Here is a 26,507-nt window from a genome sequence, read left to right as displayed (position 1 = left end):
GGCGACGCCTAATTTTCAGGAGATTGGTAACCCGTTGCAAATCTATACAGTACTAAAAGTGACGCCCGGCTGTTTTAACCATTTACGGTAAGCATAAGAACATCAATCTTAGACTATGCCTCAGCGCAAATTTACTTTCATAGATTTGAGACATTTAAACCTCACTGGTTTTTGGTTGATAGCTTTAACCTTGGGAATGCTCTCAATCTGTCTGGTGGCTGACACAGCTAATGCAGTTTGTACAAGAAATTCTGGTATGTCTGAAATTGTCATTTTAGACAGCGATCGCGCAAAAACTTTTGAGGTAAATGTCGGTGACTTAATTGCGATTCATCTCCCAGAGAACCCTACTACTGGTTACCGTTGGGAACTCAGCAAAGTTGACCATCACCTTGTGGAGTTCGAATGTTCAAAGTACTCTAAGACATCAGAAGTTAGGATAGGTGGTGGAGGGATGCGAACATTCCATTTGAGAGCAAAGTCTCTCGGAACGGGACAGATCGTACTAAAGCGACGGCGTTCGTGGGAACCTGAGGCTAAAGCAATTGATCACTTTACTGTGAATCTTGTCGTTAAGTAAGCAATTTAATTGTCTTCTTGAGTTTTTAGCGATGTGGAAAAAGGGGGACAAGGAAGCATCTACCTTGTATCCCCCATCTTCCTATATCGGTTGAAATCAGTCCCCAGTACCACGTTTTGGCTTTTTATCTGATTCCTCAGCTTGCGGTTTAGCGTACTTACCTGGATACTTCTCATTAAAATAAGCTTCCATAACTTGTAAGACCATCGGTGCGCAAACAGTACCACCATGTTCGCCAGTATTTTCACCAAACGCGACCACAGTAATTTCTGGCTTATCGCTGGGAGCATAACCACCAAACCAAGTATGATTTGGACGACCAACACCGGCTTCTGCAGTACCACTTTTTGCCGCAGCTGGGGGAATTGATGGTACATTTAAGCGTGTACCTGTACCTTCAGACACCACCTTCCGTAATCCCTCGCGTAGGACTTTTATCGTGTCTGGTTTCATATTTAAAGATACTCGCCAGCTTTTTGCTTGTTCATTGTCTTTGAGCAAATGCGGTTGAACTCGGTATCCGCCATTAGCTGGGACGGAAAACATAATTGCAGATTGTAAAGGTGTGACTTGCAAAGCGCCTTGACCAATTGACATGTTAATAGAATCACCTACAGTCCAAGGCATTTTCCAATATTTCTGCTTCCAAGCATCATCTGGTACTAAGCCTTTTGACTCTTCATCTGTAAACTCAAAGCCAGTTCTTTGACCAAACCCATATTTACGAGCCCACGAAATTAAAGTTGGACCACCAATCCTCCTACCAACTTGATAGAAGAAGGTATCGCTACTCATCGCGATCGCCCTTGGAAATCCTAAGGGACCAAATCCAGCGTGGTTCCATTCCCCAAACGTCACGCCCCCAACAGTGAGGGATCCAAAAGTTTGTAATACTGTGTTGGGAGAAAATTTACCCGATTCAAGTCCAGCACTTGTCGTTACAATCTTAAAAGTACTAGCAGGTGGAAAGGCGCTTAGGGCACGATTAATCAAGGGATGGTCTTTACCTAGTACACTATCCCAGTCTTTCTTAGAAAGTTTTTGCTTGGAAAAGATATTTGGATCATAGGTAGGGTGAGACACCATTGCTAAAATAGCACCATTGTTTGGGTCTAAGGCGACGATCGCACCTTTAGTATTCCCCAAAGCTTTTTCTGCTGCTCGTTGCACATTTAAATCTATCGTTAAGTGTATATCTTTACCTGGCTTGGCCTGTTTTTCACCTAAAACTCGAATGGGGCGTCCTCTACCATCCACTTCAACTTGCCGACCACCCCATTCACCGCGTAGCTGATGCTCATAAGCCTTTTCAACTCCCATCTGACCGATCACATCTCCTAGCCGGTAGCCGTCTTTCTGCTTGTGTTTTAATTGTTGGGCTGTCAGTTCACGTGTGTAACCTAATATATGTGCTAACTCTCTGCCTTCCGGGTAGTAACGAACTGCATCAGTATTAATTTCTACACCCTGAAGTTCGTTTGCATACTCCTTTACCGCTGTGATTTGTGCTTCGTTAATGTCACGAGCAATCCGCACAAGTGAAGACGAGTTGGGACCTGCTTCGTCAAGTTTCTTATCCATTTCCTCTATGGGTATGTTAAGAATCTTTGATAAACGTGGAGCTACAACTGACCATGATGGTTTGGTGTGAGCCATAGGCCATAAATAGATAGAATGAGGATAACGAGTAGTGGCTAAAAGCTTTCCATTCCGGTCAAATATATTGCCTCTTTCTGGTTGTTTAGGTATCGTCCTAATCCGGTTTGCTTCAGCTCGTCTCCGATGCTGTGCTCCTTCAAATATTTGTAAATAAGACAACCGGGCTGCGATCGCACCTGTCATTAGTAAGGTAAATATAATTAAAAATACAGACTGGTAACCTCGTCCGACTGTTCGTGTATCTTTTGTTCTACCAAGATGACGTTGTTGTAGTAAAGCCATAAGACTAAGAGTAATTCCGAAATTTAGTATTATCTGTATACGAATAAGTTAAAGTTATACCCAGGATAAAGCATTAAAGTGTTAGAGGACTATATTTCTGATAGATTCTTTTTACCAGATACAATAAACCAAAGTGTAATATGTAGTCTGCTGATCCCGCTTACATAAATCCTCGATAAATAAGTAAAATTACTGAATATTCTTTACGATTATGGCTCAAACCGCAATACAAAATCAGGGTAAGAAGGTAAATTTTGAGTCCCTTGATGTGGAAATGTGTAATGTTTTTAAGTTTTTTAATAAAGAGCCTGCCGTGCATGGCATAGACTTGGACATTAGGCGGGGAGAATTTTTTAGTATTTTAGGTCCTTCTGGATGTGGTAAGACAACAACTCTACGTTTAATAGCAGGATTTGACAAGATTGACGCAGGTAAAATATTGATTCAAGGTCAGTCTATGACTAATGTCCCCCCTTATCGCAGACCCGTCAACACCGTGTTTCAAAGCTATGCTCTGTTTGACCACCTGAATGTATGGGACAATGTTGCCTTTGGACTGCGACTAAAAAAAGTCAGCCGCGCGGAAATTGAAAGCAGAGTTAAAGATGCTTTGGTTTTAGTGAAAATGGAGAGTTTGCGATCGCGCTTTCCCAATCAACTTTCTGGAGGACAACAGCAGCGAGTAGCATTAGCACGCGCACTTGTCAACCGCCCTGCTGTAGTGCTTCTAGATGAACCGTTGGGAGCATTAGACTTAAAACTACGCAAGCAGATGCAGGTTGAACTGGCGAATTTACACAAAGATTTAGGATTTACGTTTATCATGGTAACTCACGACCAAGAAGAAGCGCTATCCTTATCTGACCGCATTGCTGTGATGAACCAAGGGAGAATCGAACAAATTGACACACCAAAGGCAATTTATGAACAACCTAAAACAGCATTTGTGGCTGATTTTATTGGCAATACCAATCTGTTCGAGGGTGAAATAGCAGAAGTCAACGCATCCAGCGTACAAGTTTCCACAAAAACAGGGTTAACCATCGTCGTGACTCGTATCGAGAATACACCAACAGCTTTATCTCAAGCGGTATCTGTGAGCGTGCGCCCAGAAAAAATTCAGCTTTCACTTTATAAACCCAGTTTACAAACTAACTGTTTTGAAGGAAGGCTAGTTAATATTATGTATTTGGGTACACACGTTAATTATGTTGTGCAACTAACAAATGGTTTACAAATAACTGCTATGCAGCCCAACGTTTTTGGTAAAATAGCAGATTATGAAACGCCTATATACGCTTGGTGGGCAGAAAGTGATTGTTTAGTGTTGTAAATTTCCCAAAAATTGCTATATTTGGGTGTTTTTAGATGTAAAATACTGTCGATATAAGTCACAGCTTGGTATCACTTTATTTTTTAACTGTTTGATCAGTCCCATACTGCTAAGTTTATAAGGAGCTTTTACCCATTTCTTTTGGGGCTTTAATCCGAACTAAAGCTCTAAATCTTGCTTAGGGGAGAAGAAAATGATTTATGCAAAATTTTTAAGCTTCAACTTAATAGATTATTAACCAGAGGCGATATCGCTTTTGCTCAGATCCTAATGAGGAGCCTACTTTCGAGTTCTTTCCCCTCTCATAATTTCTTTTTAGACTCCACAGAACTGCATAAAGTTTCAACTCGTATGCCTATTGAAGTTCAGAAGACAAGCCTAAATTAATTAGGCAAACAAAATACTAGCTCCCACTAAAACTATTCTAAGAGGTTAAGAACAATGATCGTAGTTATGAAATCCCATACTCCGCTAGGAGAAATCGAGACAGTAATCCAAGAAATCCGCAAATTGGATCTCGTAGCAGAAACAATTGAGAGTAATAACAAAGTTGTAATTGGTGTGGTGGGTGATACAGCCGCTATTAGCCCTGATCACATACAACAAGTTAGCCCTTTTATTGAGCAGGTTATCCGAGTAAAACAGCCGTTTAAACGAGCGTCCTTAGAATTTCGCTATGGTGAACCATCAGAGGTTGTTGTACCAACTCCCAATGGTCCGGTAACTTTTGGTCGAAATCATCCTCTAGTGATAACTGCTGGACCCTGTTCAGTTGAAAATGAACAAATGATTGTAGAAACAGCACAGGTAGTAAAAGCTGCAGGTGCACAGTTCCTCAGGGGAGGAGCCTACAAACCTCGCAGTTCGCCTTATGCTTTCCAAGGACATGGAGAAAGTGCTCTAGAACTTTTAGCAAAAGCGCGTCAAGTTACAGGGTTAGGAATTATTACAGAAGTTATGGATACCGCTGACCTAGAAAAGGTATCAGAAGTTGCAGATGTGTTGCAAATTGGTGCACGCAATATGCAAAATTTCGCTCTACTGAAAAAAGCAGGTGCTACACTTAAGCCAATTCTGTTAAAGCGAGGGCTGTCTGCAACTATTGAAGAATGGTTGATGGCAGCAGAATACATTCTAGCAGCTGGTAATCCCAACGTGATTTTATGCGAACGCGGAATTCGCAGTTTTGACCGACAATATACAAGGAATACCCTTGATTTATCTGTAATACCTGTCTTGCATAAGCTAACGCATTTGCCAATCATGATTGATCCCAGTCACGCTACTGGGTACTCTGAGTACGTACCAACAATGACCAAGGCTGCGATCGCAGCTGGCACAGATGCATTAATGATTGAAGTTCATCCTAATCCCAAAGCAGCATTATCAGATGGACCTCAGTCTCTCACACCACAAGATTTTATAGAATTAATGCAGGAAGTCACTCCCATTGCTCAGTTCTTTGGTCGTGGTAATAAATTCAAGACTACAAAGGCTAAGGCAAACTTTGGTAACAAAATTGCCTCCAACGCACGTATCTAAACTAGTCAATTAAATTTTTTAACTTTAGGGTAGGCAATAATATACGACAGGAGCCCGAATTGAGAACTTAGAAGTAAAAAGGGCGTTTTGTCTGGCTTTTACACAAAAGCATTGTACCTTACCTACTTGCAGTGTGCTGTATTCTGGCAGCATTGATGTCTACCCTAGAATTCATTCATCATCCTGAAGTCATTGAATATCTGAGCAATTTATCGCTATTCGTTTTATTCAAGTGCATCAGTTAATTTTGCTTGCATTTATATAGTTATAGCGGTCGTTACGGTCACTACCCCAAACTATCCGTTTAGCAAATTAAGCAAGGCTGATGTCGCCAAGTAGCCAAACCATCTTGGTAATGATTTTTGCAGTCACATAAAAGAGGTAAAAAATGGTATATTCCAATGCTTGCTACACAACTAAAGGGGGAATCTTTGTATCACTTTCTGTAACTAATATTTCCTCATCTCTAGATATGGCGATAGAAGAGATTTTAGTACGTCTTGATTCCCAGCGTGGCGGCTTGCTAGCAAGTAGCTACGAATACCCTGGACGCTATAAAAGGTGGGCGATAGGTTTTGTCAATCCACCTTTAGAACTTGCCACCTGCAATAACACTTTCACCATTACAGCACTTAATGAACGAGGAAAAGTACTACTGAATTATCTGGCAGACCATCTTTTGCACCAACCAGATCTTGAGGCTCTAAACAAAGAGAATAATCGCATCGTTGGCTCGGTTAAACAAACGGAACGTTTATTTTCAGAAGAAGAACGGAGCAAACAACCATCTGTTTTCACTGTCGTTCGCGAGATATTATCTGCTTTCAGTAGTCCAGAAGATGAACACTTGGGACTTTATGGTGCATTTGGCTATGACTTGGTTTTTCAGTTTGAGCAAATGCCAAAGCTTCTAGAACGTTCATCAGAGCAAAGAGATTTGGTACTATACCTACCTGATGAATTGTTAGTCGTTGATAACCATCTGCAACAAGCGTTTCGTTTGCAGTATGATTTTGTAACTAGGAATGGTAGCACGAGGGATTTGCCTCGTACAGGTGAAATTATCGATTATCGAGGTAAGCGTTTTAACGTTACGAAATCCTCTGATCATGCACCAGGTGAATATGAACAACAAGTAAATACTGCACTTGATTACTTCCGTCGCGGTGATTTATTTGAGGTTGTTCCCAGTCAAAGTTTCTTTCAAGTTTGCGAAAACTCCCCTACCGAACTTTTCCGAACACTCAAAGAGATTAATCCTAGTCCCTATGGATTCATCTTTAATTTAGGTGGGGAATATTTGATTGGTGCATCTCCAGAAATGTTTGTGCGTGTGGAAGGTAGGCGCGTAGAAACCTGCCCAATTAGTGGTACGATTCGGAGAGGATTGACTGCAATTGATGATGCGATGCAAATTCAGAAGCTGCTTAACTCTCGCAAAGATGAGTCTGAACTGACCATGTGTACTGATGTGGATCGTAACGATAAATCGCGGATTTGTGAGCCAGGATCAGTGCGAGTGATTGGTCGTCGCCAAATAGAATTATATAGTCACCTGATCCATACAGTAGACCATGTAGAAGGCTTAATGAGAGCGGAGTTTGATGCTTTAGATGCATTTCTCAGTCATCTTTGGGCAGTTACAGTCACCGGAGCACCAAAACGCTCAGCAATGCAGTTTCTCGAACAGCACGAGCATAGTCCCAGACGTTGGTACGGTGGCGCAGTTGGATACTTAAGTTTTAAAGGCAACTTGAATACTGGCTTAATTCTACGCACTATTCAACTAAAGGACTCAGTAGCAGAAGTACGAGTCGGTGCAACAGTTCTTTATGACTCTGAACCAGAAGCCGAAGCCCAAGAAACTATTACTAAAGCTAGTGCCCTGTTTAAAACACTTGACAGAGTGAATCATAAGAGTGCCAGTTTGCCTGATATACTCACCCTTGACATTGAAGAAACTAATCCAGCATCTGGCAAGCGTGTTTTACTAGTTGACTATGAAGACTCATTTGTTCACACCCTAGCAAATTACATTCGGCAAACAGGGGCTACAGTTATAACATTAAGGCATGGTTTTACAGAATCAGTTTTTGATACAGAAAAACCAGACCTAGTTATCTTATCTCCTGGTCCGGGCAAACCGAGCGATTTTAAGATCACAGATACAATTGCAGCTTGCCTAAAGCGCCGAATCCCGATTGTTGGTGTGTGTTTAGGGCTACAGGGAATTGTTGAATCGTATGGAGGACAACTCGGAGTTCTCAATTATCCTCAACATGGTAAGGTATCTCGTGTTCGTGTTGTGGAGCCTGATTCTGTTTCCTTTAAAGACTTACCACAATCATTTGAAGTTGGCCGCTACCACTCTTTATATGCCCTCCAAGATAGTTTACCTAAAGAATTAAAAGTTACAGCTATTTCCGAGGATGGTGTGGTTATGGGGATTGAGCACAAAACCCTACCAATTGCCGCTTTTCAATTCCATCCAGAATCCATTATGACTTTGGCAGAAGGCGTGGGCTTGGCAATTGTCAAGAATGTAGTCACTGCATTCACAAGTAAACCCTCCCTAGTCCAGCAGTTTTAAGTATTGAGATTTTTGATTTTAGATGGCAACATGTTCTACCCACGGAAGCGAACAGTCAAGGCACCAAGGGTGCAAGGAAGAAGAAAAAATAGATAATCTTGCACGAAAGGTAGGTCAATTTAAAATCCAAAATTCAAAATCCAAAACTCAAGATTCCAAAAAGATATGATTTCTAATATGAATAACCAACAGACCGCACAGCTGAGCAAACCACGTCATATACTCGAAGAGATTGTTTGGCAAAAACAACACGAAGTTGCTCTTATGCTTGAGCAGTTGCCACTAGCCGATTTAAAACTTGGGGTAAGTTCTGCTCCTCCTGTGCGAGATTTTCTAAAAGCCTTACGACAAGGTTCTCCTAAACCTAGCATAATTGCAGAGGTGAAGAAAGCCTCACCAAGTAAAGGAATCATTCGTGCCGACTTTGACCCGGTAAAGATTGCCCAGGCATATGAGCGAGGCGGTGCTACTTGTATCTCAGTGTTGACCGATGAGAAATTTTTCCAGGGCAGTTTTAAGAATTTGTCGGTAGTTCGGAGTAGTGTGAATCTGCCTCTACTTTGTAAAGAGTTCGTTATCGATCCGTACCAAATTTATCTGGCGCGTGTCAATGGGGCAGATGCAGTTTTGCTAATTGCCGCTATCTTGTCCGACGAAACTCTGCAAAGTTTTCTCGAAATTGCTCACAGTTTAGGCATGACTGCTTTAGTGGAGGTACATACTTTAGCTGAGCTTGATCGGGTGCTAGCGTTGCAAAATGTGCAACTAGTCGGGATCAACAATCGTAATTTGGAAGATTTTAGCGTCGATTTAGAAACGACTAAACACCTGTTCGCAGAACGCCGGCAAAGGTTAAGTAGCTTGGCTATTACAGTCGTGAGTGAGTCTGGTCTGTACACATCTGCCGATTTAGCTTTTGTGGTTGAAGCAGGTGCTGAGGCTGTCTTGATTGGAGAATCTTTAGTTAAGCAAGCTGATTTAGAGCAAGCTGTAAAGCAACTTAAAAAGAAACCTGCCTGAGTTTTGCATTTTTTTTCTTTCTTTCCCCTAGCTAAATAATAGTTGCCTTTGAGTAGTTAATTATTATGACTTACATTTCTCAACATTTTGAATCTTTACGTGCAAAAAAGCAATGTGCTTTGATTCCTTTTATTACTGCTGGTGATCCTGATTTGGAAACTACCGCAGAAGCCCTAAGAGTTTTGGATGGAAGCGGTGCAGATTTGATTGAGCTAGGAGTTCCCTACACTGATCCATTAGCTGATGGACCTGTTATTCAGATGGCTGCTACCCGTGCGGTTAAACAAGGAACCCGTTTAGCTCATGTTTTAGAGATGGCGCAGTCGATAACTCGTAGTTTGCGATCGCCTATTATCCTCTTTAGCTACTATAACCCAATCTTAAATATGGGCGTGCAGCAGTTCCTTAAAAAAGTTGCAGATTCTGGGATCAAAGGGTTAGTTGTACCGGATTTGCCTCTAGAGGAAGCTGGTAATTTGCTTCAGTTCGCTGATAGCGTTGGAGTTGAAGTTACATTGTTAGTAACCCCCAACAGTTCCCAAGAGCGCATTCAAGCTATTGCTCGCCAATCGCGTGGATTTATTTACCTAGTGAGTGTCACAGGTGTTACAGGTATGCGTTCCCAAGTGCATGGCCGTATTAAGACTGTTCTCAGTGAAATTCGCAGTGTCACAGACAAACCTGTTGGTGTTGGTTTTGGCATCTCTAGCCCAGAACAAGCGCGTCAGGTGAGGGAATGGGGTGCAGATGCAGTGATTGTGGGAAGTGCTTTTGTGCAACGTTTAGGAGAAACTACACCATATCGGGGACTGCGAGCTATTAGCGATTTCTGTAACGAATTGAAGGCATCAATTACCCCCACTGTCGCAATTTAAAGTTAAAAGTCATAAAGCCCACTTCATATTTAACGCATCGGTATTTTTTAAGGAGAAATAATGTTAACAAATACATCAACAGACAATGTTTCTACCACCCTATTGCGTCAACAACCTGATACACTCGGTCGCTTTGGTCAATTTGGCGGCAAGTACGTCCCTGAAACATTGATGCCTGCATTACACGAGTTAGAGTCTGCGTTTTACCAATATCGTAATGATCCCAATTTTCAAAACGAACTCCAACATCTTTTACACGACTATGTCGGACGTGCTACGCCCCTATACTTTGCTGAACGTCTAACTAATTACTACGGTAAAGCTGATGGTAGTGGGCCACAAATTTACTTAAAGCGCGAAGACTTAAATCATACAGGTGCTCACAAAATTAATAACGCTTTAGCTCAAGTATTACTAGCTAAGCGCATGGGTAAGCAAAGGATTATTGCTGAAACAGGAGCAGGTCAACATGGCGTTGCAACCGCGACAGTATGCGCCAGGTTTGGTCTGAAGTGCCTAATTTACATGGGTATCCACGATATGGAACGACAAGCTCTGAATGTGTTTCGCATGCGCTTGATGGGAGCAGAAGTTTGTCCTGTGGAGGCTGGTACTGGAACTCTCAAAGACGCAACCTCCGAAGCAATTCGGGATTGGGTGACAAATGTGGAAACAACTCACTATATCCTAGGTTCTGTGGCTGGTCCTCATCCCTACCCCATGATGGTGCGAGATTTTCAATCGATAATTGGTAAGGAAACTCGCAAGCAATGCCAGGAAAAATGGAGCGGACTGCCCGATATTCTTCTAGCTTGCGTCGGTGGAGGTTCCAATGCTATTGGACTTTTCCATGAATTTGCAGAGGAACCATCTGTACGCATGATCGGAATTGAAGCCGCAGGTGAAGGGATTGATACAGATAAACACGCAGCAACTATGACACGTGGTCGCATTGGTGTTTTACACGGAGCTATGAGTTATGTTCTGCAAGATGAAGATGGTCAGATTGTTGAAGCACACTCTATCAGTGCTGGGTTAGATTATCCTGGTGTGGGGCCTGAACACAGTTATTTTAAGGACATTCAACGCGCTGAATATTACAGCATTACTGACCAGCAAGCATTACAAGCATTTCAGCGGCTCTCACAACTAGAAGGAATAATTCCTGCACTAGAGACAGCTCATGCTATTGCTTACTTAGAAACGCTTTGCCCGCAGCTGAATGGTAACCCCCGAATAGTTATTAATTGTTCCGGACGTGGTGACAAGGATGTGCAAACGGTTGCCAAATTTTTCACTCATCCATAAAAAGTAATTTTCAATCTGCGTAAATCTAAATTAATAGGAGTCTTATCAAATGGTGTAGAATGATGTTCTTATGCTTACCGTAAATGGTTAAAACAGCCGGGCGTCACTTTTAGTACTGTATAGATTTGCAACGGGTTACCAATCTCCTGAAAATTAGGCGTCGCCAAAATGTAAAATGACTTTACAGGTTTCTGAGTGCACATGACAAAACGGTTAACTAACCTCTGATTGTCTAATGCTATAAATGTTTAACGCCTAAATTTATAATTCCAAAACCTTGTCTGCTTTCTTCTGCTTTTATCATCAACCAGCAAAACCAGGTTCTGCTTTGTTAAGCCGGTTATAAACGCTCAAAAGCTTCTCGCACAGTAGCTTAAATGCTCATAAAGAATAGGTAATCTCGCAGTGTGAAAGGAGTAAGCATAATGCTTTAGACACTTTTTTATCTGAAAGTTTTTAAATCAGAGAGTTTGAAAAATCAAGTTTTTCTGAAGAAACTGTAATTTTTGCAACCTAAATCAAGATTCAGTAACTAGGATAAGATGCTGTTTATGAACGCGACTGCTGCTAAAAACTCTTCCAGATTTTTTTGTATCAACACTGTTGTGAAAGGAGTCACTTTGTTAAGTTTGTTACTCCTAATTATATATCCAGCCAGTGCAGAAACCACCGTCTTTTCTAGACAAGAAGCAGAGTCGTTAAATGAACCCCAGGTAGAAGAAAGCACATCTGGAATGAGTCAGGTGACAAACGTTAATCAACTAAGTGATGTTCAACCTAGTGATTGGGCATTTCAAGCATTACAATCTTTGGTTGAACGCTATGGTTGCATTGCTGGGTATACTAATGGTACCTTTCGCGGTAATCGGGCGGTAACCCGTTATGAGTTTGCTGCTGGGGTCAATGCTTGCTTAGACCGGGTTAATGAACTAATTGGGACAGCAACAGCAGATATAGTCAAAAAAGAAGACTTGGCAACTTTACAAAAGCTACAGGAGCAGTTTGCTAGAGAATTAGTTGCTTTACGGGGCCGGATAGATACTTTAGAAGCACATACAGCTGAACTGGAGGCTCATCAGTTTTCCACAACTACCAAAATACAAGGTCAGGCAATCATTTCTGTTAGTGCTGGTGGATTTAATGGCAGAACCATTACTATCCCTGGTAACCCTAGTAGTCCTGGGAACCCCGGCAACACAGCTGGTCCTGGAAACCCTGGTAGCTTTGGGAACCCTACTGGTACTTCCCCCAATCGAGTTATTGCTTTCCAACCTAATCCTACATTGTTGTTTCGAGCAGGTGTAGATTTAAACACTAGCTTCACTGGAACTGACTTGCTTAAAATCCGCCTTGATACTGGAAGTACTGATCTTAGTGGTGGACCATCGGCAAGCAATGCTCCAGGTCTGCTGGAGCCAAATTTTGGTAGTGTTATAGATTACTCAGTCAAGCCACCAGTAAATCGTCAGCTAATTCTCGATAGATTGTATTATACCTTTCAACCCTTTAAAGACTTTCAGGTCACTGTTGGTCCAAATATTTACCCAACCGATTTTGTAGACCGCAACAGTTATGCTTACCTAAGCTTCCTAGACTTTAGCACTTTAGCTTTTACCAATAACCTAATTCTTTTCCCAGTTGGGGGTCTTGCTGCTGGAGCCGCAATTGATTGGAAACCAAATAATGGGCCAATTTCAGTGCGAGGTTTATATGCCGCATCAGACGCCGCCAATCCAGGACGTAGCGGACAGATAAATGGTGCTGCATCGTTTGCTCCGTTACTATACCCCAGTTTTAATCCCCCTAACACTTCCAATACACCGCGAGGCTTGTTTGGAAGTACCTATCAAGGTATGGTGGAAATAGAATATGCTCCTTCAAGGGCGTTCGCTGTGCGCCTACAATACAGTGGCGGTGAATTAACCAGTAACCACTTTGATGTGATTGGAGTAAATGCTGAATTAACCCTTGCACAAAAGTTTGGTATCTTTGGTCGATACGGTTACGGAAGTTTTAATAACACCTCCTTCGGCAACGTTAAGCCCAATTACTGGATGGCCGGAGTTGCAATGAGAGATTTGCTTAGACGCGGTTCTTTAGCAGGTGTTGCTGTTGGTCAGCCATTTATTGCTAGTCAAATTGGCAATTCAACTCAGACCAATTTCGAAGCGTTTTATAACTACCCGTTTAGTCAAAGTATCCAATTAACACCAACAATTCAAGTGATCGACCACGCCGGAAATCAACAAGGTAACGGCACAATCATCACAGGAACACTCCGTTCAGTCTTCTCTTTTTAATTCTCATTTATAAAAGTAGGAAGATTATGATCCAACTCAGTCTTGAAAAAAATTTATCAACTACTAACGAGCCCTCTCGTTGGTCTCTAATATTACAGCAATTGCTTGACGGTCAATCTCTTTCTGTTTCCCAAGCGTCAGATTTAATGTGCGGCTGGCTCACTGAAGCTATTCCTCCGGTTTTATCCGGTGCGATTTTAGCAGCAATTCAAGCGAAGGGGGTATCTGTTGAAGAATTACTTGGCATGGTCGAGGCTTTACACTCCCAGTCAGTAAAACCAAACTTGCGCGATCATTTTGTTAATTCACCATTGGTTGATACATGTGGTACTGGTGGAGATGGAGCATCAACGTTTAATATTTCGACGTCTGTTGCTTTCGTTACAGCAGCTTGTGGGCTAAAAGTTGCAAAGCATGGTAATCGCTCAGCTTCTGGTAAAACTGGCTCTGCTGATGTATTGGAAGCTTTAGGTATCAATCTCAAAGCCGACGCTGAAAAAGCTCAAGCAGCCTTAGATGCAGTAGGGATCACTTTCTTATTTGCACCAGATTGGCATCCAGCACTTTCAGCGATCGCTCCATTAAGAAAAACTCTCAAAGTCCGCACAGTTTTTAATCTACTTGGCCCGTTGCTTAACCCACTACGACCAACAGGACAAGTGATTGGTGTTAATAACCCAACTTTGATAGAGACTTTTGCGAAAGTTCTTAATCATTTGGGGACGCGTCGAGCAATTACACTTCACGGACGGGAAAAATTAGATGAAGCAGGATTAGGAGATAAAACCGACTTAGCAGTGCTGTCAAACCGACAAATACACCGACTCGAACTAGATCCAAGGGACTTAGGTTTAAACCCAGCTCCAATTAGTACACTACGAGGTGGAGACGTTCAAGAAAATGCAGAAATCCTCAAAGCGGTTTTGCAAGGTAAAGGTACTTTGCCGCAGCAAGACGCAGTTGCTTTAAATACTGCTTTAGCGCTATATGTTGGTGAATATCTCACCGATAGTGGTAATTATACAAACACTTTTTCTGATGCCGTCATTCTTGCTAGAGGTGTTCTTCAAAGTGGAGAACCTTGGAGAAAATTGGAACAGTTAGCCAAATTTCTCGCTTAAAAAACCTCTAATACCCAAACTCCACCTCTGATCTCTGGCACACGGGCTTGGGAGAGGGGTGGTTTCAGGATCTAAAGAAAACCCTAAGCTTTCTTAATATACATACGTTGCTCGAACTCTAAAGCCAGTATTGGATCGCTAATTTGTCTTGCCAACTGTTTTACCAACTCTGGCGGTGAGATTTGTGGGTGAGATTTCAAAACCTGCCGAACCATATAACTAGCGATGGGGCCAACTGAATAAGCTAACTCACGCTCACATTTACTCATAAAATTGGCATCGACTGTTTGAGCAGTTTTAACTGGTTTGTTGCTAGGCGAAACAGTAGATGATTCCAATAAAGCCATTGCCTGTTGCTTCAACTGTTCTTGTTGCCTTGGCGCTACATAGGTAGCTAAAATCTTTACCAATTCTTCGAAGTTTTCTGCCTTTACTAAGGCTTTTTGTAATATCGTTGGCGCGATTGATCCTATTGATTGCTTCAGAAGCTGTTCAAGTTTTGTATACTGTTGTGAGTCTATCGTTAGATCGGGTCCAAGTTGTACCCTAGTCGAAGAATTACTATTAGCAGTAGAAGAAACAGCAGGTGCCTTTTGAAATGACTGGGGTTTCGGGGAGGCTACGCTTGGGTTTGTTTTTGAGGATTGTGGTGGGTTCTGTAGAGTAGTAGGGAAATTGTGAATATTTTTCGACGATTTCTCGTTGTCTTCTTCCTGGTTATTCTCTTGAATTGTGTTTTGTCTCTCCTGCAATTGTTGGAACACTACGGAAATATTTCCAGGTAAGATATCAATTACAGCTTGTGTGTCAGATAGCCAGACATGAAGGTCAATGCCTTTTTCCTGTGAAAGTTTTTGTAGTTGAGCAATGCATGTAGCAACTGACAATCCATTTCGCGGATTTGCTGCAACAAGGGTTTTTAGGAGCATTTGGGAGAATAATTCTGGCTCCTGTGTTCTAGAAGCAGCGGCGATTAAGCATTGTCCATACTCTGTATCACATTGCAAATCTTCAACCCAGCTATCGAGAGAAGTCGCTTCAGGACAATCTAGAATAATTATATATTGAGCTTTGTAAGAACGTCGTAGCTCTTGTCTTAACCAAGAACGACTCAGGCGCACGCCATCAGCTAAAACTAACCAGGCTTCTCCATCTTCGATTTCTTCAACGCACCCGCGTAAGTACAATAAAGAAGTTTGTGTCCCTTTGAGAGTTCCCAGTTGTGTTAAGGATTTTGTTTCTGATTTACTATCCCAGCGAATCCATTGTTGAATTCTGCCTCGGATTTCTGACAAAGTTTTGCTTTTTGGCGAAAGATGCTCTACTTCAAACCCACCAGCCCCGCCAAACACCCGTCCCAAGTCAGTAATTGTTTTGTTATTAGAGAGCCCATCGATAACCAGCGCCCGTCGCAGCTTGCACGATTGAACCTTGGAAGGTTTAAATCCGAGAACTAATTCTCCGACTCCTTCGACAATTCGCTTGGGTGTTTGCAGAGGATATTCTGGGTAAAGTCTACCATCCCCACGATTAAGTTTTTGCTGGTTAATCAAACGTAACTGCTGATTTAATTTATCAATATATTGCAGCGTCTGGCGATATACATATTTGTAAAGTCCATCAGCTTCTATGATGCCTTGTGAATCGGCTGCCTCGCCTAATAACCCCTGCATTAAATAGTAAGTAAATATTCCATGCCCTAGTTCTGGGAACTCCCAAGACTGTTGTCCTTGATCGCAAGATAGTAAGGCACAAAATCCTTTACTTCGGGCGGCGCGTTGTCGCAAAACGTCCATCATCTGTGGTGTAGGGTTCACTAAAGTCTCGGAGGTATTTCCGCCTCTGGCTTTACCAGCGCCTTTCCCTAACAACCTCATGTCGCCGCTGTGACATGTATCTAGGCAAACTAGCTGATGTTTAGCAGAACTAGTCCCCAATATTTGCATTAGTTCTTGTAAGTTCAACCCTGTACCCAGCAAGTTGTCTATTTGCGTATCTCGCATACACAGTACAGCTTGCTGATTATTTGGCTCCAACATTCCGTGCCCTGAGAAATACAGCAAGATGGAGTCTTGAGATTGGCTTTGTGAAACAATTCGTTGTAGACTGGCACGAATTGCGGCCAACGTCGGGGGTTGTTGTGCAAAATCGTGATGAATAATGACTTCTTTGTTAGGAAATCCCTGAGTAGCTTTGTTCAGTGCTTCACCTAAACCTTGGCAATCTACAGCTGGATAGCGTAAAGAAGCCAAGCCTTGATCTTGATATTCGTTAACACCTACTAGCAAAAGCCAAACTTTAGCTTTCCCGGTTGCTAGTATACCAGTTGAGTAGCTAGAATAAACACCTACAGAAGACATATTTATTATCTGACTCCTCAAACTTCTGTCCCTAAAGCGCAGAAGTTTATTTTACTTACATCTATATTATTAATAATCAGAATGGCTCTCGGGCTTTCCGTAATAGGAAACGTAATCAAGAGGGCTTTTGTTTAAAACAAAATCACACAATGCTCATTGTGTCAATTACTATGCCGTGGTCAAAACGGCTATGTGTTATGGATGGGACAAGGGTGTCTGTGTTACAGTACCCGTCCGTTGTTATCTGTGATAGATCTTTTTGTAACCTCGTTATGCAAAAATAATATGCGTTCTCGTCAAGGTATAACTGAGCTATTTTCTACTTTTTTACAATTAGACACAGACAGGGTAATTGGTTGGGCTGTTGATGGAAGGCTGCGCCGCAATATCCTACATTGTCAGGCGCGTCTACCACAACCAGAGGAATCAGAAAATTTTTGGGTATCTTACTGGTGTAAGATCTGGCAGGAACAACCAGAAAGTTTAGCAAAAGGACATTTATCAGCTTATTTACAAGAGGTTTGCTATTGGGCTGCTCAAAAAACAATTGTTAAGGTTTCCTCTACGCAATACTCTGTGTCAGACTGCTTTCAGATGGCGATCACTCGTATTGATAAGGTTTTAAAAGGGTTTAAACCTAACATAGGCTTCAGCCTTAAGAGCTACAGCAGTGTGATTTTCAGTACTGAACTCAAGGAATTACTGTGTCAGCAACAAGAAATTGATATTTGTACCAATTGGCGGTTGTTGCGAAAGGTGACTCAAAAGCGTTTGGTAGAATCTTTACAAAATGTTGGACTTAATGCCGACACAATACAAAGCTATGTATTGGCTTGGAAAGCCTACCAAGCTTTATATGCTCCACAGAAAGCTAGTGGCACCCGCCAACTACCAAAGCCGGATGCAGCCACATGGCAAGCGATCGCCGAATTTTATAATTCGGAACGCCATACTCAACTGTCTGTACCAGGGGTAAATTGTACTGTCGAAACAATCGAAAAATGGTTAGTTGGCTGTGCAAAAGCAGTGCGCAGCTATTTTTACCCAGATTTTGTCTCTATAAATGCCCCAAGAGGGGATGATTCGTCAGCAGAATATCAAGATATATTACCCCAACTTCAGCAAGAATCGTTAATAACAGAATTCATCGCAGAAGAAGAACTACTTGACAGACAATCCCAGCATTCTCAAATAAGCACAGTATTAGCGGCAGCATTAAATGATCTCGATCAGGAGTCACAAATCATCATACAATCGTACTACAATGAGCGTTTAACTCAACAGCAGATTGCACAAAAGTTGCAAATCAAGCAGTATACTGTTTCTCGTAGGCTCACCAAGGCTAAAGACTCGTTATTACTCAAGCTTGCTAACTGGAGTAAAGAATCATTGCATATTCAACTTAATCCCTCGGTACTTAACTACATGAGTACCTTCATAGAGGAATGGTTACAAGCTTTCTATAGTCCTTCGTCTTCTTAGTTCAAGGAACTCGCTGCATCTTCTAACCAAAGATAGTAGATAAAGGATCTACACACTCTTGGTAATCTTTTTCTGAAAAAAACTGAGCTTTTTAGTTGGAGTGGTGACTATACTATGTTTAACCCAGACGCGCTAACTTTAATAAACTCTGACCATCTCTGGTTAGAAATACCTGAAACTGAGCTTGCTAAAAATTGGCAGCAAAGCCAAGCTTTTTCAACATCTAGTCGCCGTTGGATTACATATCTCAACCGCTTGAGCCTAAATACTTTTCTGCCTTGGTTGCGAAGCGAGTATGCTCCTGAGGCAAATCCTTTTCCCAGTGTAGCAAATTTACCGAGTATTTCGGAAGTCGTTAATGGTACAGGGATTTCCTTGAAAGGAGTACGATTAGCATTGATTCCAACTGAAGCTGCTGATTTAAGTGAACTGCGCGTTCCCCAAGAATGGGTAGATATTCCTAGTTGGGTAGCTGATTACTACTTGGCTGTACAAGTCAATGTGGAAGAACGGTATATCAGAATTTGGGGATATACAACCCACAAGCAACTCAAGAGCATGGCAAGTTACGATGCGGGCGATCGCGCTTATTGTTTAGATGGAGAAGACTTGATTTCTAATATCAGTATTCTGTGGGTAGCGCGTCAAATATGTCCCGAAGAAGTCACCCGCCTTGAGACGCCACAACTGCCAGAATTATCCGCACCACAAACAAACAACCTGCTTAACCGCTTAGGAAATCCCGCGATCATTTCACCACGTACTGCCGTACCTTTTCAAATTTGGGGAGCGCTTCTAGAACATGGCGGTTGGAGACAACGCTTGTACGAACAACGCCAAGGAATGCAACAACAGTGGTCAATTACCCAATGGTTGCAAACTGGTGTGTCAGAGTTTGGTCAAAAGTTTGGCTGGGGAAGTATTGATTCGCAGCTCAATCTTGCCGGAGCACGCGGCTCTAGCCAGGCATCTACATTGCCTACTTTAGTACGAAGATTAACCATTGCTGGAGAACAATACGAACTACGTGTGCAACCCAAAGGTAACATTACTTCAAGAGTATGGCGTTTCGAACTCCGGAAAGCAACTAGGGGCGAGTTGATTCCTAGTGGAGTTAAATTTAGACTCTTGACTGAAGATTTACAGCCATTTGATGGTAATCAAGTGCGAGCCAAAACTCCTGTAGATCAGCTTTATATTGAAGTGGCTTTGGGCACTTCTAGTCAAGGATTGGTCTGGCAAACAGAGCCCACTCCAGAAGACTACCAATCTGAAATCTTGTTCTTTTGAACAACCTCTTCGACTAGCGGCTTACATTACGGGCAAGATCGAGAAGATCCCTATTTTTCGGCGTTTTTAAAGCTCTTGCTGGAGCAGGATACTGAAATGTGAGTTTTGGGAAGCCATGATTATTTTGTAGGAAAGCTAAAAACAGGAAATTTTCAGCGTAATTTATTTACTTAAAACTGTATTAAATAATAAATAACATGAATCAACAATACAAAAATGATAGCACAAATTCAGCCCGGGACTTTAGTTAGTAATCGTTATCGCATTCAGAAACTTCTTGGACAAGGGGGTTTTGGACGAACTTACTTAGCATTTGATACTCAACGGTTTGGTGAAAAATGTGTTTTAAAAGAGTTTATAGCTGGTGCAAATGCCAAAGCGGATATAGTTCTCAAATCTCAGGAATTATTTGAACGAGAAGCAAAAGTTTTATACCAGATTCAACATCCGCAAATTCCTAAATTTCTTGCTTGGTTGACTGAAGAACAGAGGTTGTTTATCGTACAGGAATATATTGATGGACAAACTTACTGGCAAATTTTAAACCACCGTCTCTCTCAGCAAGGTAGGCCATTTTCTGAAGCTGAAGTAAGAGCATGGTTAATAGATATGCTGCCAGTCTTGGAATATATCCACGGATGCAAGATCATTCACCGGGATATTTCACTAGACAATATCATGCTTCCCCATAACAAATCCAAGCCTATACTGATTGACTTTGGAGTTGTTAAGGATAAATTCACTCAGATTTTGGCTTCTGAAACGAATATTCGCTATTCATCTCGCGGTTCAATCGTAGGAAAAATTGGCTACTCGCCACCAGAACAACTGCGTTTTGGAAATTGCTATCCCTGTAGTGATCTCTACGCACTTGGCGTTTGTGCGGTTGTCCTTTTGACTGGCAAAATGCCACATATGTTGATAGATAATTCCCTGCGCTGGAAATGGCGTTCTCATGTACGTATTAGTGATTTTTTGGCAAAGATACTGGCCAAAATGTTGGCAGAATTACCAAGTGATCGCTATCAATTAGCTAAAGAAATTCTCCTGGAGCTTAATCCATCACAAAATCATATTGCACAAACAGGGAATCAAAAAGCAATTACTGAACCGCCTACACAAATACCTGTTTCTGAAAATCCAAGGTTTTTGGAAGAATGTCGGCGAGAATTGACTAGTTTTGTGGGACCTTTAGCCAGCGTTTTGATAGAAAGAACTTTGGATAAAACTCCACAAATAGCGACAAAAGAATTTATTAAAGTACTTAGTGAGGCAATTCCTAACCCAGAAATTGCACAAAAGTTTGTAAATAGCGTTAAACTTCCTGTTGAACCTGATTTACTAAAACTTGAGAATATGACCATGCAGGAACCCTTAGGAAGCTATCCTGCAATTAGTAATCCAAAGTTTCTGGAAACTTGCCGGCGAGAACTGACCAGTCTTGTTGGAACTTTTGCTAGCGCTATTCTTCGAGATACATTAGATCAATATCCACATTTAACACCAGAGCAACTTGTTGAAACGTTAGTGGCAGAAATTCCTAACCAGAAAAGAGCAGAACAGTTTAAAGAGCGCGTCTACCGACATAAGTAGCAAAAAATCGAAAAGTATAGGTACTCGCCCTTGACGCTGCATCCGGGCGATCGCGAAGCGTGGCGGCGAAGCCAATCGCATAAAGGCGGCTCCGTGCGTGAGCATCGCGAAGCGCTGCTAGTTTGTAGAAGGCTGGAAAGCTCGTTAACTCAAGTCACAAGGAATCAGAGTCATTACTAAGCCATCCACTGGTAGGGTTTTTGAGTTGGGCAATGCATAAAGAAAATTTTCTATCTGTAGGTAATTAATAGTGAATTGACAACAGGTTAATTGAAAGCAGTCAAAAATCTGAATCATTGCAGTCTACACTTTTAAGATTAACACACTTTTCTAGATTTTTCACAAAGAATAACTTCAAGTAAGGAGAGAAAATATATGAGTTCATTAGTTAAAAGAACTAACCTTACAAAGGAAAAAAGTATACATATTGATGGAAATCTTTTCATCATTGTCTGTATCTCACTGATATCTATTTTAGGGGTAACTAGTATTAGCCCTGTAATGCCAATAATTGCCAAAGGGCTTAACGTTCCACCCCAACAAATTGGACTAATAATGGCAGTTTTTCTAATCCCAACCACAGCTGGAGCTTTTATGTTTGGAGCATTAGCTGATAGTGTAGGTATCAAGAAAATCCTGATTCCTTCATTGCTACTGTTTGGGGCAGGTGGAATTCTATGTACATTTTCCCAAGATTTCCGCAGCTTATTAGAGTGGCGCTTCTTGACAGGTATTGGTGCTGCTAGTTTAGACACTTTGGAACTAACTATCATCAGCAGTTTATATAGTGGTAAAATGTTGACTGCTGCAATGGGGCTTAACGCCGCAGCAATTGGGATTGCTGCCACAATTTATCCGGTTATTGGTGGAGTATTAGGAGGGTTAAGTTGGAGATACCCATTTCTACTATCGATATTAGCCTTTCCACTTGCGTTGTTGATTTGCATCAAACTAAAGCTATCTAAGAAGCAAAAGAACGCTCAGACTGTGAATTTTAAGGGTTACCTCAAAAATATCTGGGAGAGTATTAATGATGTGCAAGTCTTTGTGCTACTGTTCACAGTGTTTGTTTTATTCGTTGTTGAGTTTGCTACCTGCTACGCCTATATCCCAATTTATGCGGGAACTTATCTAAACGCTTCTGGTGCAGAGATTGGTATTATCATTTGCTGCTTCCCGCTTGCTATGGCTTTTACTGCCTCACAATTAGGTTTACTAACACGTTGGATTTCAGAAAAAAGGTTGATTGTATTCGGTTGTATTCTATGTGCATTATCAGTAGTACTTGTCCCTGTAATTCATAGCCCTTGGTTGCTGACCGTTCCCTGCGTTATATTTGGTATATCTCAAGCTTTGGCTTTTCCACCTTTACAAGCAATATTAGCAGAAACTGCCCCGGAGGGCTACCGGGCTGGTTTTATGGCACTGAATGTTACAGTGCAATCCTTAGGAAGGTCAGTGGGTCCCTTATTCGCAGGCATTACCTTTGGTTTTTGGGGAATTCAAGGAGTGTTCTATACTAGCACGGCTCTTGTCATAATCACAACTGTAGTCTTTAGTTTGTTAGTAGCACAAAGAGTGCCGAAATGCTCTCACAGCTAGAACTAGAGAACTAATTTCAAATATAAATGGAAGTGCCAATTTCCCAGGGGTTGAGAGAAGTGCTACTCTCGACCTTTAAGTATATAGTTCAGAAATTTTAATAAAAAGTGGATATATAGCGATATTTAAGCGAATCAATATAAAAAGGGGCTCAAAACCCAAATTTACTAGCTCTTTCTTTAAATAGCGATAAAACAAGTTCTGTTAAGAGTGTGCATATCTTTCAAAGGTTTACCTCTACTTATTAAATGTGTAAACCAAAAGGAGAAACAACAATGACTCAACCGTCCCCAATTCTACAACGTGGTGCTACAGGTGCATTTGTGGAACGTTTACAACGCGATTTATCCCAACTGGGATATGAAATTGGACCTAATGGCGTTAATGGTGAATTCGATGAATATACCGAAAACGCTATTAAAAAATTCCAGCAAGACCACAATTTAACAGTAGATGGAGTCGTTGGACCACAAACTGGAAAACAGTTAGGCGCTGCTCTCGCTTAACCTAAATGTTAAGTGAATGGCGGGTTAAATACTCAACCCGCCATATCATTAAATACCAGTTCTACGAATTACAAAGTAACCCGTTAGTTGATTAAATAATAAAAGCATGAAAACCAAAGGAATAAGTCAATCAACTATGACAACCCAACCAAAGAGTCCGACGAATATATTCAAGGATCGGAATTTATATATTTTAAGCTGTATAACTTTGATTGTAGTTTTAGGAGGAAATATTCTCAATCCTTCTCTGCCAACCATTCAAAAATTTTTCCAGGTTTCTAGCGAGCAAGTCTCATGGGTAACAACTCTGTATCAGTTACCAGGTGCGATTATAACTCCGATATTTGGAATGTTAGCTGATACTATTGGCAGAAAACAAATTCTCATTCCCTCACTGTTGCTGTTTTCTCTTGGTGGAGGTTTAGGTGGGGTTGCCCAAACTTTTCGCGCGCTACTGGAGTGGCGATTTGTACAAGGTGTTGGTGCTGCCAGTCTAGAAGCTCTAGTGTTCACAATTATGGGCGATATTTATTCTGGGAGAAAGATGCCAATAGTGATGGGATTTAACGCTAGCTTGATTGGTATCAGTTCCGCTCTTTTTCCTCTTATTGGCGGATTCTTAGCAGCGTTTAGTTGGCGATATTCACTTTTAACATCACTAATTGCCATTTTTGTTGCACTGCTTATATTCATAGGACTAAAACTTCCCAAGCATCAAACTACGCATCAAGCTCCAGTGCAAAAAGTTGAACTTAAATCTTATATTCGTCAAACTTGGAACAGTATTAACAATCCTCACGTCTTGGGATTACTCTTTGCAGCAATGGCGCTATTTACATTGCAAATTGGAACCTGCTTTACTTATATTCCTATCCTTGCAGGAAATTTTTTCAAGGCTTCGGACTCATTTATTGGCATTATGCTTGCCACTATATCAATATCTGTTGCTATAGTCGCTTCCCAGCTAGGATTCTTTGTGCGGCATTTCTCAGAAATTAAGCTAATCAAAATTGCTTTTATTCTGTTTGCTCTGGGAACATTAATTATTCCGCTAGTTAATAACATTTGGCTACTGTTTATTCCGATTTGTTTACTTGGTGCAGCCTTTGGTTTATCATTTCCATCCACCCAAGCACTACTAGCTGGACTTTCCGCACAAGAATCTAGAGCAGGTTTTATGGCGGTGAATTCGACAGTTCAATCGTGGGGTCAAACACTTGGTCCCTTGCTTGGAGCCTTGATCGATTTTATTTGGGGAACAAAGGCAGTTTTTTATATAAGTGCTGTTTTTTCGGTGTTCTCACTCGTTGTATTTCATCTGCTGCTAACTCCTAAGAAATCTGAGTTTACCCTTGCTCCCACATCACAAACAGCGTTTTTTGCTCAACCTGAAGCTCCAAGATCTATAGCAGCGCCTACAATTCTGCAACAACCAGTTGCCCAACTATTGCATGTGCAAACTAATAGAATAATTGAACTACCTGAGGATTTCTCAGTCATCTATATCGGCAAGCCAAATGGTCGTATTCCTGTAGAGGTAGACGTTTCAGACTTACCCAATTCTGGACTTACCTCACGTCTTCACGCTCAGATTCGCTTTGACCAAAACGAGTACTATATTCAAGATATGGGCAGTTCTAACGGAACTTATATTAATAAGTATCCTTTAGTCCCTGGAATTTGGTATAAATTGAAACCGGGATTAAGGTTTAGTCTTGGTCGACGAGATTTGATGACATTTATGTTTGAAATATCCTAGCCAGAGTATCTAATATCAATTCTCCATAAATATGCGTATAAGTTTACCCCCCTGTAGTTCCCCCTTAGTAAGGGGGAACTACAGGGGGGGTGAATATAAGAAACGGTAGGAGCGGGAGGATTACGGCGGGATAGCTAAAGTCATTTATTTTTTGAGACTTCAGAGTATTTTAAGAGAAAGTCAAAAATAAAACTATAATGCTTAATTAAGAGTTGGTAATAACAGGTGCTGAAGATTCATAAAAATTTTTTATAGTATTAAAAAATCAGGCAATTATGTGTAATATTTATATAGGATCTGTAGAAAATTAAAATAAAAACCATGAAAATCGGAACAAAAGTAAATATCATTTTAGTGATAGTTTTTATTGGCAGTATTTTAATTAGCAGTATTGCTTTAGCAAATGTAATTCGTTATAAAACAGAAGAAGAAATAAGTAATAAAGCAGTGATACTTATGGAATTTGCTAACTCGGTGAGACAATATACTAATGATAAAGTACAACCTTTATTATTACCTACAATTGATAGCAAAAAAGAATTTATCCCAGAAGCGATACCGTCTTTCTCTGTGAGAGAAGTGTTTGATTTTTTGCACAGAAAACAAGAGTATAAAAATTATATTCACAAAAATGCCACTCTAAACCCAACAAATTTAGTAGACAAAGCCGACTCATTTGAAGCTGATATTGTTCAAAAATTCCGCAAAGATTTGAGTTTAAAAAGCTTAGTTGGTTACCGAAAATTATTTGGGCAGCAACTGTTTTATAGTGCGCGACCTTTTGTAATTGAAGAACCAAGGTGTCTACGGTGTCATTCTACTCCCGAGCAGGCTCCAAAGAGTCAAATAGCAACATACGGTGCAGAAAATGGTTTTGGTTGGAAGCTTAATGATATCATTGGAACTCAAATAGTTTATGTTCCAACCCAAGACGTTTTTAAAATTTTTAATCAGTCTTTTATTCAGGTTATAGTAGTTTTAGGAATTATTTTTACAATCATCACTGTAACCATAAATTCCTTGTTGAGAAGAACGGTTCTAAGACCCATTAAAAAAATTGCTGCGGTGGCAGAACAAGTTAGTATTGGCAATATGGATGCTGATTTTGGGAAACAATCCAAAGATGAAATCGGAGCTTTAGCAGAAGCTTTCAACCGGATGAAGTATAGTTTAGAAATCGCTCTCAAGATTCTAAATAATAAGTAAATCGCCAAAGCAAAGAGATGAAGCCAATCACCCCTACCTGCTTTCTCCTGTTGCAGAGGCTTCTCTAGCGGCTCTCGGTAGGGGTTTGCAAGGGTCAGC

General features: G+C 41.1%; 18 protein-coding genes and 1 pseudogene. 16 read left to right on the top strand and 3 right to left on the bottom strand.

The genetic code is table 11. The annotated features are described in order from the left end of the window. Positions 1-115: 115 nt before the first annotated feature. Positions 116-580 carry a protease inhibitor I42 family protein gene (locus tag G4P69_RS05815; protein WP_208339225.1) on the top strand — a complete coding sequence of 155 codons (465 nt, stop codon included), beginning with the start codon at positions 116-118 and terminating at the stop codon, positions 578-580. A 96-nt stretch (positions 581-676) separates the two neighbouring features. Here the strand turns inward: G4P69_RS05815 and mrdA are convergent, their stop codons facing one another. Next, positions 677-2,521: a penicillin-binding protein 2 gene (gene mrdA, locus G4P69_RS05810; RefSeq protein ID WP_208339226.1), complete on the bottom strand. Its 1,845-nt coding sequence runs from the start codon at positions 2,519-2,521 to the stop codon at positions 677-679. A gap of 211 nt (positions 2,522-2,732) precedes the next feature. Here mrdA and G4P69_RS05805 point away from each other — a divergent pair, with 211 nt between their 5' ends. Beyond that, positions 2,733-3,854 carry an ABC transporter ATP-binding protein gene (locus G4P69_RS05805; protein ID WP_208339227.1) on the top strand — a complete coding sequence of 374 codons (1,122 nt, stop codon included), beginning with the start codon at positions 2,733-2,735 and terminating at the stop codon, positions 3,852-3,854. A 15-nt stretch (positions 3,855-3,869) separates the two neighbouring features. Here G4P69_RS05805 and G4P69_RS05800 read toward each other — a convergent pair. Next, positions 3,870-3,965, bottom strand: a pseudogene (locus G4P69_RS05800) (AAA-like domain-containing protein); the annotation flags it as partial. Positions 3,966-4,295: 330 nt separating this feature from the next. On the opposite strand from G4P69_RS05800, the gene aroF reads away from it, so the two are divergent. The 7 genes from aroF (at position 4,296) to trpD (ending at position 14,610) form a co-directional block, all read left to right on the top strand. Continuing rightward, positions 4,296-5,396, top strand: coding sequence for a 3-deoxy-7-phosphoheptulonate synthase (gene aroF, locus G4P69_RS05795; RefSeq protein ID WP_208339228.1), 1,101 nt, complete (start codon positions 4,296-4,298; stop codon positions 5,394-5,396). Between the two features lie 388 nt (positions 5,397-5,784). Beyond that, positions 5,785-7,986: an anthranilate synthase gene (locus tag G4P69_RS05790; RefSeq protein WP_208339229.1), complete on the top strand. Its 2,202-nt coding sequence runs from the start codon at positions 5,785-5,787 to the stop codon at positions 7,984-7,986. 177 nt (positions 7,987-8,163) lie between these two features. Beyond that, positions 8,164-9,006 (top strand): indole-3-glycerol phosphate synthase TrpC, encoded by an 843-nt coding sequence (gene trpC, locus G4P69_RS05785; RefSeq protein WP_208339230.1) that lies wholly within the window; start codon positions 8,164-8,166, stop codon positions 9,004-9,006. Between the two features lie 65 nt (positions 9,007-9,071). Beyond that, positions 9,072-9,881: a tryptophan synthase subunit alpha gene (trpA, locus tag G4P69_RS05780; RefSeq protein WP_208339231.1), complete on the top strand. Its 810-nt coding sequence runs from the start codon at positions 9,072-9,074 to the stop codon at positions 9,879-9,881. A 60-nt stretch (positions 9,882-9,941) separates the two neighbouring features. Continuing rightward, a complete protein-coding gene (trpB, locus tag G4P69_RS05775) occupies positions 9,942-11,189 on the top strand; it encodes a tryptophan synthase subunit beta (protein ID WP_208339232.1) in 1,248 nt (415 codons plus the stop codon). A gap of 551 nt (positions 11,190-11,740) precedes the next feature. Next, positions 11,741-13,489 carry an iron uptake porin gene (locus G4P69_RS05770; protein ID WP_208339233.1) on the top strand — a complete coding sequence of 583 codons (1,749 nt, stop codon included), beginning with the start codon at positions 11,741-11,743 and terminating at the stop codon, positions 13,487-13,489. Between the two features lie 26 nt (positions 13,490-13,515). Then, positions 13,516-14,610 carry an anthranilate phosphoribosyltransferase gene (gene trpD / locus G4P69_RS05765; RefSeq protein WP_208339234.1) on the top strand — a complete coding sequence of 365 codons (1,095 nt, stop codon included), beginning with the start codon at positions 13,516-13,518 and terminating at the stop codon, positions 14,608-14,610. A gap of 83 nt (positions 14,611-14,693) precedes the next feature. On the opposite strand, the gene G4P69_RS05760 is transcribed toward trpD, so the two are convergent. Beyond that, complete coding sequence (locus G4P69_RS05760; RefSeq protein ID WP_208339235.1) at positions 14,694-16,970, bottom strand: caspase family protein; 2,277 nt, start codon at positions 16,968-16,970, stop codon at positions 14,694-14,696. Positions 16,971-17,255: 285 nt separating this feature from the next. Here G4P69_RS05760 and G4P69_RS05755 point away from each other — a divergent pair, with 285 nt between their 5' ends. From G4P69_RS05755 to G4P69_RS05725, 7 genes are all read left to right on the top strand, one after another. Next, the gene (locus tag G4P69_RS05755; protein ID WP_208339236.1) at positions 17,256-18,452 is read left to right on the top strand and encodes a sigma-70 family RNA polymerase sigma factor; all 1,197 of its coding nucleotides are present in this window, start codon (positions 17,256-17,258) and stop codon (positions 18,450-18,452) included. A 114-nt stretch (positions 18,453-18,566) separates the two neighbouring features. Next, positions 18,567-19,742, top strand: a complete 1,176-nt coding sequence (locus G4P69_RS05750) for a DUF1822 family protein (protein WP_208339237.1) — start codon at positions 18,567-18,569, stop codon at positions 19,740-19,742. A gap of 216 nt (positions 19,743-19,958) precedes the next feature. Beyond that, entirely contained in the window at positions 19,959-21,335 is a 1,377-nt protein-coding gene (locus G4P69_RS05745) for a serine/threonine-protein kinase (RefSeq protein WP_208339238.1), read from the top strand. Positions 21,336-21,710: 375 nt separating this feature from the next. Then, positions 21,711-22,937 carry an MFS transporter gene (locus tag G4P69_RS05740; protein WP_208339239.1) on the top strand — a complete coding sequence of 409 codons (1,227 nt, stop codon included), beginning with the start codon at positions 21,711-21,713 and terminating at the stop codon, positions 22,935-22,937. 275 nt (positions 22,938-23,212) lie between these two features. Next, the gene (locus G4P69_RS05735; RefSeq protein ID WP_208339240.1) at positions 23,213-23,443 is read left to right on the top strand and encodes a peptidoglycan-binding domain-containing protein; all 231 of its coding nucleotides are present in this window, start codon (positions 23,213-23,215) and stop codon (positions 23,441-23,443) included. Between the two features lie 136 nt (positions 23,444-23,579). Continuing rightward, complete coding sequence (locus G4P69_RS05730; protein ID WP_208339241.1) at positions 23,580-25,202, top strand: MFS transporter; 1,623 nt, start codon at positions 23,580-23,582, stop codon at positions 25,200-25,202. A gap of 321 nt (positions 25,203-25,523) precedes the next feature. Further along, positions 25,524-26,408 (top strand): c-type heme family protein, encoded by an 885-nt coding sequence (locus G4P69_RS05725; protein WP_208339242.1) that lies wholly within the window; start codon positions 25,524-25,526, stop codon positions 26,406-26,408. Positions 26,409-26,507 lie beyond the last annotated feature (99 nt).

The organism is Aetokthonos hydrillicola CCALA 1050, assembly GCF_017591665.1.
Taxonomy (GTDB): Bacteria; Cyanobacteriota; Cyanobacteriia; order Cyanobacteriales; family Nostocaceae; genus Aetokthonos; species Aetokthonos hydrillicola.
The sequence above is the reverse complement of the archived record's forward strand: the minus strand, read 5'-3'. Positions and strand labels throughout refer to the sequence as shown.